Genomic DNA, 12,203 nt, shown 5'->3' on the forward strand with positions numbered 1-12,203 from the left:
GTCTGTGGGATGCTCGCGTCGCTGAAGCGCGATTCAATCGTCGCCGTGAAGCTCGCGAGAGGAGGTGAATCATGAGCTTCCCCGTAGACCTCACAGCGGCGCTCAGCGGCGCCTCGGTCGCACAGTTGCACAGCTGGCGACGTACCCACTTGCTGGAGCCGGAAGTGCAGGACAACCCGGTCCGCTACTCATTCCGCGACGTGGTGGCACTCCGCACGTTCGTATATCTACGCAGCAAACTGCCCCTGCAGCGCATCCGAAAGGCTATGGATCAGCTGCGCAAGTGGGACCTGACCGAGCATCCGGCTGCCTACAAGCTCGTCACTGAAGGAGATTCAGTCTTCCTCGTACAAGAGGAACGTGCCATCGACCTTGTCCGCCGGCCCGGTCAAGAGGTGATCTACAGCTTGGCCAACGTCTTCGCGCCCTTCGAAAACATGCAAGGACGTTCGGTCGCAGACTTCCGCCGTCCTCGGCCACACCTGGAGGTCAAGGAGAACCGGCTCGGAGGATGGCCGACCATCCAAGGGACACGCGTACCGTACGACGCTGTCGCCAAATTGGTCGCCGGAGGCGTCACGCCTGCCGAAGTACATCGTTTCTACCCGACCGTCGAAGTGTCCGGAGCGGCAGACGCAGCAGACTTCCACCAGGAGGTCGTGCAGATCGGCGGTCGCGCCGCATGAGGTTCTTCCTTGACGAGAACGAGACGCCGGCCATCCTGCCCCCTCTGAGCACAGTCTTCTTCCATCACGAGTTCCGCACCGCCCACGACGAGGGGCTGTCCGGGGTGATGGACACAGAACTCATACACGCAGTCAGTGATCGCGGCTTCGACGCGATCATGACGCAGGACCGCAACCAGCTGTCGAACCGGGACGAGCGCGACGCACTCATAGAGACCGGCCTCCACTGGATCGGCCATCGTCAACCGGACGCGGACGGCCTGCTGTACATCGTGACCTCCACGGCCGCCTACCTCGCGGCCATGCCGCACATCCTGGACGAGATAAGCAACGTCACGGGCGCCCACGCCTTCCACGTGCGCAACCTGCCCCTGCTGAAGGGCCAGCGCGTCACAGTCAGCCGCCTCAAGACCTGATCCTTCAGACGCCCTGTCGTCGGGGCAAGTCCGCCCGCGCGGCAGGCCGCCTACGGGAGGGCATTCGGTTCACCACGTCATAGGGGTGGAGGACAACGCTGGAGGTGGCCTTCACAAGCCGGGCCTGGCGCGAGCCCATGCGCTCGTACTCGCCGCAGAGCCCGGACCAGGGGACGGCCCGTGAGGTGATGCGGCCCTACCGTGCCGCGCGCCCGTCGAAGCAGCCGCTTCCGGTTGCGGCCGACGTACGGTTGAAGTACCGAGGGCATTACGCACTCCGGCCGTCCCGCCGGGTCGTCCTCGGCGAGAGACGAACCCCGGGCCGCCCCAGTGGTCGGCGCGGAGACGGGTCGGCATCATGTCCGCCGCGGTCGGAGCAACTCCGCGCAAGCTCATCATGGCAGGGGCCGCGCTGAGCACCCGTGCAGGTCCGCAACCCCGCCGAGGGGAGGCGTGATGACCTTTTCCCGGCTGGGCATCCATCGACGGAACCGAGGAGAACGGACGCTCGTCACGCTTGCCGGCGACATCGGGCCGGCCACGACGCCGCTGCTGCGGGCCGCAGTGGAGCAGTGTCTGCTGGACGGCGTCACCGAGATCGACATCGACCTGACCACGGTCGGCTCCTGCGACGCCAGGGGCTTGGACGTCCTCCTGTCGGCTTCACGACGCGCCAGCCGGGTCCACGCTCGCCTGCGGCTGCACCATCCGTGCGCTCAGATCGGCCGGCTCCTCGATGCCACCGGATCGAATTCGCTGCTCCTTACGGCCCCCGTGGGTCCCGTGCCGCCCGCCGCATCCGGCGACCTCGTGAGTACCGCGACGCGGGCGCCCGAGGACTCTGCTCGTCGGGTGGATCAGCCGGTCCTCAGGGACGGTATCCGCCTTCGCCGGCTGACCCGCTGGCAGGCAGAAGACATGCGCGAGGACATCGCTGACCTGGCTGCGGAGTCCGTCGCGGGCACCGTCGGAGAGGCGTACCACGACCGCGGAGACTTCCTGCACCGCTTGGCGGTCACTGCCCACCGCCCCGGTTTCGCCCTGCTGGTCGCCGAGACGACGGTGCTGGTCGGTTGCGCCTTCGGTTTTCCGGCGGGCTCTGACGGCTCCGACGGCCGGCAGGGCGGCGGAACGCTCCAAGACATCATCCAGCGGCTCACTTCCCAGGCACGGTTCGTCCTCCTCACCCAGGTCGTGGCCCATCCGCACGCTCAACACCGCGACATAGCCCGCCGGCTGCAAGGGCGTCTGCTCACAGACCTGCACTCCTCCCTCGGGGTCACCCTGCTGCATCCTGCCGACCAGGCAGGACAAGCCGCCTTCTCGTCCTGGGGCTGGCAGAACCTGGGTGAGGTCGTGGGGCTGCACGGCGCCGTCGCCCCCTGCGTGCTGACCTTGTCCACCGAAGGACAGCCCTTGGCCCGCCGGTGATGCGGCAGTGCGATGGCTGCGCGCCACACCGCCTGCCACAGCCGGGAGTAATCTGAGACATACCGACAACTTCCGGGCGCACGATCACGGCGGCGCCTTTCCCGGCGCGTGACACGACACGGGCAGCCGGAAACCCCACGGCCCGGAACGGGGGTCGCACGATGAACGCCATCACAAAGCCCGCCGAGGGTACGGCGCCAGGTGAAGGACACTCCTACCGCATGCCCTTGCCCCGGCTGCGACTCACGCCGGACGTCAGCCATGGCCCGCTGGACGGCGCATGGTGGCCGCGCTGCGACGCACTGGAACTGGAACTGCCCGTACTGGTCGGCTCCTTGGATCCGGGTATCGGCACCCTCACCCGCGTGACGGTGGGGACGGCCGCTTGGCCCGATGCCCCGCAGGAGGTGATGACACCCGGCCACGTGATCGAGGTGGTGCTGACCGATTCCGCCGCCGAGGCGCATGCCATCACCGTGGACTGCGGCACCGTGGGGCGCTGGGAACTGCTGGTGATCCCCCCGGACGAGTCGGCCCGAGTGGCCACCCGGCTGCTGGCCGCTGCCGCCCACCCCGCAAACCCCCTGTCGGCTCCGCGCCTGCTGGCACTCGCCGAGAGCGGCCTCGACGGACAGGACACATGGGAGTCGGAAGGAGGAGCCGGACCCAGGTGAGCAGCCCGGCCGGCTCCGCCCGACCGGCGGGCCCGGCATCCACGACCGCATGATGGAGCCATGGCACCGACAGATCCGTTGTCATCCCGGCCCGCCCCCGCCCGAAGCGTGACCGCGGAAGGTGAGGGGATGACAGCAGGACGGCGGCCGGACCGATCCGAAAGCCTCGGGGAAGCGCTCCTCGGCAAGATCCTCGACAGCGCGCACGAACTCCCGCCCCATCTCATCGGGCCCCTGGTCGCCGACGTGCTGGACCGGCTCGGTGGCCGCCGTCCGCAGGTGCTGTTGCAGGACTACGGCCAGTTGGTGCTCGTACCGCTGCCCGGTGAGGGACTCACCGGCGGGGAACCCCAGGTGATCGACGACTCCCAGGCGGGCTGCTGCTTTCTCGACGCCGTCGCTGTCGAGGTGCCTCAGGAGGACGGCGTCCGGGTCCATCTGCCCCTGCTGGACGGCGGTGACCAGGTGGGGGTCATGGCGGTGACGCTGGACAGCGTCGATGACGACGACCGTCGTCTGCTGCTCAGAATCTCCGGCCTGGTGGCCGACCTTCTGGTGACCAAGCACGGCTACTCCGACCTGTTCTTCGACGTCCGACGCGATGAGGGGATGAGCGTCGCCGCGGAGATCCAGTGGTCCCTGCTGCCACCGCTGGCCATGATCATGCCCCGGGTCGCCGTGGCCGGGATCCTGGAACCCGCCTACGACGTGGGCGGCGACAGCTTCGACTACGCGCTGAACGGCGACGTCCTCCACGTCGTCATGATCGACGCGATGGGACACGGGCTGGACGCGGCCACGATGGCCACCGTGGCCATCGGCGCCTACCGCCACGCCCGCCGCGCCGGCATCGGGCTGTCGGAGATCTACGACTTCATGGACCGCGCCGTGGCCGAGCAGTTCGGTCCCGACCACTTCGTCACCGCGCAGATGCTGCAGCTGGACACGACGACGGGGCGGGTGCAGTGGGTCAACGCCGGGCACCCGCCGCCGATCCTCGTCCGCGACCACCACGTCGCACAGCGTCTGGTCGCCCCGACGACCCTTCCCGTCGGCATGGGCGGTTCGGAGCCTCGGGTGAGCGAACTGGGGCTGATGCCCGGGGACCGAGTTCTCTGCTTCACCGACGGAGTGGTCGAGGAGCACAGGAGCGGCGGGGAGGAGTTCGGCGAGGACCAGCTGATCGACTGCGTGAACCAGCTGGAGAGGACCGGCCGCGGCATCCGGGCGGTGACGCGCGCCCTGTCCCACACGCTCAAGCGGGCGCGCGGCGGACAGACCAGCGACGACGCGACGCTGCTCATGGTGGAGTGGCGCCGCTGACCTCTCGTCCCCACCGTCCGTCACCGTCGAGCGGCGGCAGGTACCGCACATCCGTGCGGCCAGCGCCCCTCGCCGCCGGTGAACGCGGAGTAGTGTGGCCAGTACCGAGGGCATTTCGCACACCGGCTTCCACGCCGGGTCGTCCCCGGCGAAGGACGACAGCTGGGCCGCCGCACAGGTGGCCCGGAGACGGGTCCGCATCATGTCGGCGACCTTGTACCCCGCCATGCCGCACCCCGAGCCCGTCGTAGCGGCCCCGGCCGCGCGCCTCGCGCTGAAGACCGACGGCGCCTCCCGCGGGCTGCTGGACGGAGCCTGGTGGCCCCGGTCCCGGGACCTGCTCAGCGAACTGCCGGCGCTCACGAACGTGCTGGACCCCCTGTGGGGCCGCATCACCCGTATCGCCGTCAACCCGGAGCACTGGCCGGTCATCCCCCGCAAGATCCCCGTGAACAGGCACATCGTCAAGGCCGGCTGGTTCACGGCGGAGATCGACCCGCACAAGCTGCTGCTGCTCTCCTACGGCACCGGGCGCTTCGATCTCCTCGTCATCCCGCCCGGGACCGGGGCGGAGTCGGCGGCCCGGCTGATGGCAGCCGCGTCCGACCACGACGGCCCACCCCTGACCGCGAGCGCGCTCATCGCCGCGGACGCGGCCCGGCACCCCAGCGACCAGGCACTGGACCCGGACGAGGCATGGGAGTACGAGGGAGGCGCCTCGGCGGTGTCCGCGGCCGCCACCGGACAGACCGGTACGCCAGGACCTGCCGGCCGGCTGATCATCGGTAGGTGAGGTGGCCGCCATGAACGCCTCCCTGACGGCCATCGCTTTCCTGGTCCTCGTCGCAGTGGCGGCGTACGTGATCCACCGGCTCGGACTCCAGCACGCCGACAGGATCGCGGCGTACCGGTACAGCGCCCCCCGGCCCGGTCGCCGTGGTCGTGGGGCGCCCCAGCCGCACCCCGCACCACCATGGGTCGGCATCCGGGCGTCCGACCGGCCACCCGGCCGCCCCGCCCCACCACCCACCCGGCCCGCGGCGACGCGAGCCCGGGGCGTGGACGCGGGCTCTGGAGCACCCGAGGATCCGAGCATCTGAACCGAGGCGTCATGACTCTTCCACGGCTGAACATCTACCGGCACGACCGGGGCGCGCGGGCCCTGGTCACCCTGGCCGGTGTGATCGACCCCGTCACCGCGCCCCGGGTGCGCGCCGCTCTGGAGCAGTGTCTGCGGGACGGCATCACCCTCATCGACGTCGATCTGACCACCGTCGACCGCTGTGACGACAACGGCCCGCGCGTCTTCCTCGACGTGTCAGAGCATGCCGCCGAGGCCCAAGCGTTCCTCCTGCTGCACCACCCCTCCCCGCAGACCGAACGACTGCTCATGGACACGGGCTCCGATGGTCTGCTCTACCCGATGAGGCCGGGAGGGGCGCGCCCTCAGCGGGCCTGACGTCGACAGAAGCGCGCCAGGGAACGGGCCGCCGGACGGAGGCCGCGGGTGCGCCGGTCAAGCCGTACGCCGGTTGCGCCCCGCGCCGCCCCCTCAGCCCACAGGACCACGCCCGCTACCGGTGTCGAGGAGGATCTGTTCCGCGTCGCTGACGTTGTCCACCCGGACCGCCTGGGCCATCGCGGCACGGGCGGCATCCGGTGCGGCGTCGGGCGGGACGACCAGCAGCGAGAAGATGTCCCGGTCGCCCCGGGTGATCAGGACCGTGTCGTCACCGACCGGGAAGGAATCAACGCGCACCACGTGGTCGTCCACGACGACACGCGTCGGGAGACCCTCCCAGGCAACGGCATCCAGCCCCACACGGGACACGGGGCCGAGGTGGTCGACGAGGGCACTCAACAGGGCGGGCAGCTCGGCGCCGATGTCGCGCGAGCGCGGCCACCACGCGCCGTCGAGCACGCCTTTGCGTGATTCGGTCGTCTCCAGCCGGAGAAGCGCACATCCCGGCCGCACGGCCTCGTGGACGCCACTGGGCAGACGCCGGGGAACAGGTGGTGTATCCGAGCTGGTCATGATGACCACCCGTCTGTAGGGCCGGTGCGACGACGGGACTCCGCCCCGCAGCTGCCACGCTACTCCTGGCGCCACACGCACCGACGCCCGCAAGACCGCCCGCCCTCTCGCCCCGCCCCCGAGGGAACGGATCCAGCACACATGAGGTCGGGAAGCCCCGTGAACACTGGAGAACCACGGAGTGGTGTTTTCCCAGGCCAGAAGCACTCCACCCGACGTTTCCGCAGGTCACAGCCCCGCTCCAGGAAAACTCCTGAAGCGGGTGTCGCAGGTTCGAATCCTGCCGGGGGCACAGGGAAACACCTGTCCGGAGGCCCTTTCGCTCGATGAGCGGAAGGGCCTCCGCGCTTGCCCGGGTCACTTCTTCGCAGCGGCCCGCTTCACGCCCTTGCCTCTGCCGGCGCTCGTCGTGCCGCCGCGCCCGGGCTTCGCGGGCCCGGTCTTCCGCGTGACGGCCTCCTGCGCGGCCGCGGCCGGCGGCGACGGCGCCGCCCGCTTCCGGCCGGTCGGCCACTTGAACTCGATCTCCAGCTCGATCTCGCCGTTGCCGATCTCGATCTCCATCTCGCCCTGCAGGTCGTCGGGGACCCGCAGGCTCAGAGTTCCGGCGCCGAGATCCAGCTCGGCCTCCCCGCCTTCCCGCAGCGCGGTGGCGAGTGCCGTGAGCTGGTCGGCCGCCTCAAGGCGGGACAGCGGACGCTTCTGCTCGAACTTGAGGTCCTTCATGGCGACTCCCATCGCGGGCGAAGACCGGCCGGCCGCTGCCGGTACCGGCCTCCTCCGGCCGGTCGGGCTACTTCCAATCTCGTCTCACCGGGTTGACCCCGCACGTCGGGGCGCCATGCACGGGACCCGGATGCGTTCTACGGTTGTTGAGGGGCCCCGCATCCGTGCTTTCCGTCTCCGGCTCTCTCGGGCCCGGAACTCACCAGAAGGGCATGCGACATGTCCACCGCATCCGACACCCCGGTCCTGGACACCCTGGCCGCCATGACCGTCGACTCGATCGAGCGCTGCGAGCTGCCCCCGGACGCGCTCGTCCTCACGCGCATCGCCGCACTCGCCGCCTCCGACGCCCCGCCGATCTCCTACGCGGCCCACATCGGCCCCGCCCTCGACAGGGGCGTGACCGTGGAACAGTTGCAGGACGTCCTGGTCGCCATCGCGCCCATCGTGGGCACGGCACGCATCATGGCGGCAGCGGCCAACATCTCCACGGCACTCGACATCGCCATCGTCGTCGCCGAGGCCGAGATCGTGGCCCGGGGCTGAGAGCAGCCCCCTCCCCGGTCGAACGGGCCGGGCTCCGCGCCGACTTGTGCCGCGCGGGGCCGGTCCGTTCGCTGAAATACCGTAACTCCCGTGCCACTCGGCCCAGTTCACCCACCGTGTGGCTTGGCACGCCGGTTCATCCATGCCGCCACCACCGCGCCCGACAGGTTGTGCCAGACCGAGAAGACCGCCGCCGGCAGGGCTGTCAGGGGGGTGAAGTACGTCGCCGCCAGCGAGGCCGCCAGGCCCGAGTTCTGCATGCCGACCTCGAAGGCCATGGCCCGGCGGGCGGCGGGGTCGAGGCGGGCCAGGCGGGCGGCGCCGTAGCCCAGGGCGAGGCCGAAGGCGTTGTGGAGGACCACCGCGAGGAAGACGATGGCCGCCGCGGCCTTCAGGGCGGAGGCGCTCGCCGCCACCACGATCAGGACGATCACCGCCACGGTCCCGGCCGACAGCCAGGGCAGCGCGGGGAGGCCGCGGCGGATCACCGGGGCGGCGAGGCGGCGGATCAGGAGGCCGGCCACCACCGGGACCAGGACCGTCTTCAGGATGTCGACGACCATCGGCCCCGCCTCGACGTCCAGCATGTGCCCCGCGAGCAGCAGCACCAGGTACGGCGTGACCAGCGGAGCGAGCAGCGTGGAGACCGTCGCCACCGACATCGACAGGGCCACGTCGCCCTTGGCCAGGAACGTCACCACGTTGGACGCCGTTCCGCTCGGCGTGCAGCCGACCAGGATCACGCCCACGGCCAGGGCGGGCGGCAGGTCCAGCAGCTCGGCGATCGCCCAGCCGAGGCCCGGCATGATCACGTAGTGCGCCACCAGACCGAGCGCGACGGCCCAGGGACGCTTCACCACGCCCTGGAAGTCCTCCGACGTCATCGTCAGGCCCATGCAGAACATCACGACGCCGAGCAGATAGGGCACCGCCTCCCTGCCCCCCGCGAACGTCGACGGCATCAGCATCCCCAGGGCGCCCGCGGCCAGCACCAGCAGGGGGAAGACGGTCACAGCCCGTTTCGCCGTACGGTCGGCGTCCGCCGTACCGGCACCGTCAGTCTTCACCTCGGCCGGAACAACCTGGCCCTCTGAGTCCCGCACTTACCGCTCCCGCGTCCGCCGTCCTGTCCTGGCGGACCACAACCCGCCCGCCCGGTGATCGTGCCAGACGCGCCCCCGTCCGTGTAGGGCACACCTATCGCGGCTCCGCCCCCGCGCACCCCACGCACCGCGTGCTGGCCGGCCGGATCTCCAGTCGTTCCGCCGGGATCTCCACCCCGCAGCGCTCGCAGATGCCGTACCGGCCCTCGCGCAGGCGGACCAAGGCCTCGTCCAGGTGCTCCAGGTGCAGTCGGGCCTGGTTGAGGAGGGAGGAGACGTGGGCGCGTTCGAAGGCGGTGCTGGAGCCGTCCGGGTCGTGTTCGTCGTCGACGGCGACCAGGGCGTTCGCGTCGACGATGGACTGGAAATCCCTGGTCAGGGCGTCGATCTGGGTCAGGGTGGCAGCACGCTCCGCCGCGAGGCGTTCCTCGACGGCGGCGTTTTGCGGCATATGCGTCACCTATGCCTCAGCGTCCGCCTGGACGGCCGTATTCCGGGCCGGGCTGCGGTCCGCCAGCGCCAGTGCCAAGGTCACCGCCACCGACGCCCCCGCCATCGCCGTCATCCCCGTCGCGGGAGAGGTGACCTGCGCCAGCGACCCCGCCACCGCCGCACTCACCCCCTGCATGGTCAGCATCCCCGCCGAGTGCAGCCCCAGGGAGTGGCCCGAGAGGGCGTCCGGGGTCAGGGACATCAGCCGCTCCTGCTGGACCAGACTCGCACCGAATCCCACGGAGGCGACCGTCACGCACACGACAGCCACCGGCAGCGGAGGACGGGCCACGAAGGCCAGGTACGGCACGGCCAGCAACAGAAGCAGCGGTGTCGCCAGGTGCGCCCGGACCGCCGGAGGCAGCAGTCGGCCCACCGTCACGTCCCCCGCCAGCATCCCCACCGCCCCGCAGGCGAACAGCGTGCCCGCCGACTCGGGGGCGTAGGAGACGTACAGCGACTCGCAGCCGACGACCAGGCCGTTGGGGACCCAGAGGCCGAGGTAGGTGAGGCGGCGGGGGCGGGAGGACCAGAGGACGGCGTTGGTGTGCCAGGTCGCCGCGACGGACGGGCGGCCCGTGGTGCGCGGCGGGCGGGCGGTGAGGCCGAGGCGGAGGGTGAGGGCGGCGGCGAGGTACAGGGCGGCGGCGATCAGGAGGCACACGCGCGGGGAGATCGTGGCCAGGAGCAGGCCGCCGGTGGCGAAACCGACCGTCTGGGTCAGACCGTTGAGGATGTTGAAGAGGGAACGCCCGGGCAGGTAGCCGTCCTTGGTGAGGATCTCGTTCAGCAGCCCCCAGCGGACGCCGCCGCCCAGCGCGGCCACCAGACCCGACAGGAGGACCACGGCGAGGAGTACGCCGGGCGGCAGTCCCGGTACCGCCTGGAAGGCCGTGCCCGCCGCGAAGACCGCCGCGATGGCGGACAGCGCCGTACGCGGAGGCAGGCGGTCGGAGCCGGAGAGCAGGAAGGTCGCGCCGACGACCTGCGCCAGGGCCGGCCCGAACATGCTGAGCGCCGAGAGCAGCGGGGAACCGGTGGCCCGGTAGACGAGGGTGCCGAGCGCGAGTCCGCCCATCGTCGAAGCGGCGGTCTGGGCTGCGGCGGCGAGGAAGAGCGGGGTGAACTCCGGAGTGCGGAACAGGGATCGGTAGCTGGGCATGCGGGGAGTCTCGGCCGCACGCGGGGTGCTCGTTATTGTTTCGCCAGAGGGCGAAAGGTGGGGCGGGGCATGGGGTGGTGGCTGCTCGACGCGGACACGCTGGCGCGCAGCCGGTTCGTGATCTCCCCGCTCGCCGAGACCTTCGCGAGCCTCAAGCTGCTGCACGCGGCCACGCCCGCGCACCCCGGCGAGCGGGAGTGGCTGCGCGCCCATCTGCCCGCCTACCGGGCCCGGTTGGCGGCGGACCCCGTCACCGCACGGCTGATCCGCGCCGGTCTCGGCCGTAGCTGGATCGCCGACTTCCTCACCCCCACCCCGCGCGACGGCGAGACCTTCGCGGAGGAGGTCGGCCGGGTACGGGCCGCCCGCCCCGCCGACGCCCGCGCCCACCTGCTGCTCTCCCTCGCCGGCCCGCTGCCCGCCGTGCTGGAGCGGGACGACCTGCCCGAGCGGGCGGCCACGCTGCTGGAGTGGGTGTGGGAGGAGGCGGTACGGCCGGACTGGGAGCGGCGGAGAAGGGTGCTGGAGGCGGACGTGCTGGCGCGGACCGCGCGGATGGGGCGGGGTGGCTGGGCCGGGGTGCTGGACTCGCTGCGACCGGGGACGCGGTGGCTGGGTGAGAGCCGGTTCCAGGTCAACCTCCAGACCTACCCGCCCCGCGAGATCTCCGGCGCCGAACTCGTCCTCGTCCCGGTGACCCCGGTGCTGCAGGGCTGGGTGGCGTGGGAGGGGCGGGAGCGGTACGCGGTGATCTACCCGTGCGCCGGTGTTCTCGCCGGGCAGGCCGAGCGTCCGGTGCCCGCGAGCCTGGGCGCGCTGCTCGGGCCGGCCCGCGCGAGCGTGCTCACCCTGCTGGAGTCCCCCTTGAGCACCACCCAGCTCACCGCGCTGACCGGCCAGACGCTCGGCTCGGTCGGCCGCCATCTGAAGGTGCTGCGCGAGTCCGGCCTGATCACCCGCCGCCGCGCGGGCCGCTCGGTGCTGTACTCGCGCACGGCGGCCGGGGAGGTACTGGTGGAAGCCGGACGCACCGGCCCTGGCTAGGCTGCCCACCATGACGACCAGCGATCACACCTCCTCCCCCCTCGACGTCGAGATCGGTGCCCTTCAGGGCGGTTCCGCCGAGCTGGCCCGGTACGCCGGGCAGGCCGTGCTCGTCGTGAACGTGGCCTCCAAGTGCGGGCTGACCCCGCAGTACACGGGCCTGGAGCGGCTCCAGGAGCGGTTCGGCGGACAGGGCTTCACCGTGCTCGGCGTGCCGTGCAACCAGTTCATGGGCCAGGAGCCCGGCTCCGCCGACGAGATCGCGGAGTTCTGCTCGGCGACGTACGGCGTGACCTTCCCGCTCACCGAGAAGATCGACGTGAACGGCGAGGGCCGCCACCCCCTCTACGACCGCCTCACCGGCTTCGCCGACGCCGAGGGCCACACCGGCGACATCCGCTGGAACTTCGAGAAGTTCCTGATCGGCCGCGACGGCCAGGTCGTCGCCCGCTTCGCCCCGCAGACCGAGCCGGAGTCGGCGGAGGTCGTCTCCGCGATCGAGGCACAGCTCGGTTGACCTTGCCCCTGGGGCAGACGGGAGCGTCCCTCGCACCGGGCGGAGCAG

General features: G+C 71.1%; 15 protein-coding genes. 10 read left to right on the top strand and 5 right to left on the bottom strand.

From position 1 onward, the window contains the following. Positions 1–71 precede the first annotated feature (71 nt). The 7 genes from E5082_RS15700 (at position 72) to E5082_RS15735 (ending at position 5,989) form a co-directional block, all read left to right on the top strand. On the top strand, positions 72–686 hold the full coding sequence (locus tag E5082_RS15700) for a DUF433 domain-containing protein (protein ID WP_135791865.1): 615 nt from the start codon (positions 72–74) through the stop codon (positions 684–686). Continuing rightward, on the top strand, positions 683–1,102 hold the full coding sequence (locus E5082_RS15705) for a PIN-like domain-containing protein (RefSeq protein WP_135791866.1): 420 nt from the start codon (positions 683–685) through the stop codon (positions 1,100–1,102). Before E5082_RS15700 ends, E5082_RS15705 begins: the two co-directional genes overlap by 4 nt. A 456-nt stretch (positions 1,103–1,558) precedes the next feature. After that, entirely contained in the window at positions 1,559–2,533 is a 975-nt protein-coding gene (locus E5082_RS15710; protein WP_135791867.1) for an STAS domain-containing protein, read from the top strand. A 221-nt stretch (positions 2,534–2,754) separates the two neighbouring features. Continuing rightward, positions 2,755–3,207, top strand: a complete 453-nt coding sequence (locus E5082_RS15715; RefSeq protein ID WP_135791868.1) for a DUF5994 family protein — start codon at positions 2,755–2,757, stop codon at positions 3,205–3,207. 129 nt (positions 3,208–3,336) lie between these two features. Further along, entirely contained in the window at positions 3,337–4,530 is a 1,194-nt protein-coding gene (locus tag E5082_RS15720; protein ID WP_135791869.1) for a PP2C family protein-serine/threonine phosphatase, read from the top strand. A 94-nt stretch (positions 4,531–4,624) separates the two neighbouring features. Then, the gene (locus E5082_RS15725; protein WP_135791870.1) at positions 4,625–5,323 is read left to right on the top strand and encodes a DUF5994 family protein; all 699 of its coding nucleotides are present in this window, start codon (positions 4,625–4,627) and stop codon (positions 5,321–5,323) included. A gap of 318 nt (positions 5,324–5,641) precedes the next feature. Continuing rightward, positions 5,642–5,989 (top strand): STAS domain-containing protein, encoded by a 348-nt coding sequence (locus E5082_RS15735; RefSeq protein WP_135791872.1) that lies wholly within the window; start codon positions 5,642–5,644, stop codon positions 5,987–5,989. Between the two features lie 93 nt (positions 5,990–6,082). On the opposite strand, the gene E5082_RS15740 is transcribed toward E5082_RS15735, so the two are convergent. Together E5082_RS15740 and E5082_RS15745 are read right to left on the bottom strand one after the other, a co-directional pair. Next, positions 6,083–6,565 (bottom strand): DUF5994 family protein, encoded by a 483-nt coding sequence (locus E5082_RS15740; protein WP_167514069.1) that lies wholly within the window; start codon positions 6,563–6,565, stop codon positions 6,083–6,085. 357 nt (positions 6,566–6,922) lie between these two features. Then, complete coding sequence (locus tag E5082_RS15745) at positions 6,923–7,291, bottom strand: amphi-Trp domain-containing protein (RefSeq protein ID WP_135791874.1); 369 nt, start codon at positions 7,289–7,291, stop codon at positions 6,923–6,925. Positions 7,292–7,510: 219 nt separating this feature from the next. Here E5082_RS15745 and E5082_RS15750 point away from each other — a divergent pair, with 219 nt between their 5' ends. Then, positions 7,511–7,837: a carboxymuconolactone decarboxylase family protein gene (locus E5082_RS15750; RefSeq protein ID WP_135791875.1), complete on the top strand. Its 327-nt coding sequence runs from the start codon at positions 7,511–7,513 to the stop codon at positions 7,835–7,837. Positions 7,838–7,944: 107 nt separating this feature from the next. Here E5082_RS15750 and E5082_RS15755 read toward each other — a convergent pair whose 3' ends face one another. The 3 genes from E5082_RS15755 to E5082_RS15765 all read right to left on the bottom strand — a co-directional run bounded on the left by E5082_RS15755 (position 7,945) and on the right by E5082_RS15765 (position 10,594). After that, positions 7,945–8,904 carry a bile acid:sodium symporter family protein gene (locus E5082_RS15755; protein WP_229918936.1) on the bottom strand — a complete coding sequence of 320 codons (960 nt, stop codon included), beginning with the start codon at positions 8,902–8,904 and terminating at the stop codon, positions 7,945–7,947. Between the two features lie 130 nt (positions 8,905–9,034). After that, positions 9,035–9,391 (bottom strand): TraR/DksA family transcriptional regulator, encoded by a 357-nt coding sequence (locus tag E5082_RS15760; protein WP_135791876.1) that lies wholly within the window; start codon positions 9,389–9,391, stop codon positions 9,035–9,037. A gap of 9 nt (positions 9,392–9,400) precedes the next feature. Beyond that, the gene (locus E5082_RS15765; protein WP_135791877.1) at positions 9,401–10,594 is read right to left on the bottom strand and encodes an MFS transporter; all 1,194 of its coding nucleotides are present in this window, start codon (positions 10,592–10,594) and stop codon (positions 9,401–9,403) included. Between the two features lie 69 nt (positions 10,595–10,663). Between E5082_RS15765 and E5082_RS15770 the strand changes: the two genes are divergently transcribed. Continuing rightward, positions 10,664–11,638: an ArsR/SmtB family transcription factor gene (locus E5082_RS15770; protein ID WP_135791878.1), complete on the top strand. Its 975-nt coding sequence runs from the start codon at positions 10,664–10,666 to the stop codon at positions 11,636–11,638. 10 nt (positions 11,639–11,648) lie between these two features. Then, positions 11,649–12,155, top strand: a complete 507-nt coding sequence (locus E5082_RS15775; RefSeq protein WP_135791879.1) for a glutathione peroxidase — start codon at positions 11,649–11,651, stop codon at positions 12,153–12,155. Positions 12,156–12,203: the final 48 nt, after the last annotated feature.

Origin of the sequence: Streptomyces griseoluteus (assembly GCF_004784465.1) — a bacterium.
GTDB classification, from domain to species: Bacteria; Actinomycetota; Actinomycetes; order Streptomycetales; family Streptomycetaceae; genus Streptomyces; species Streptomyces griseoluteus.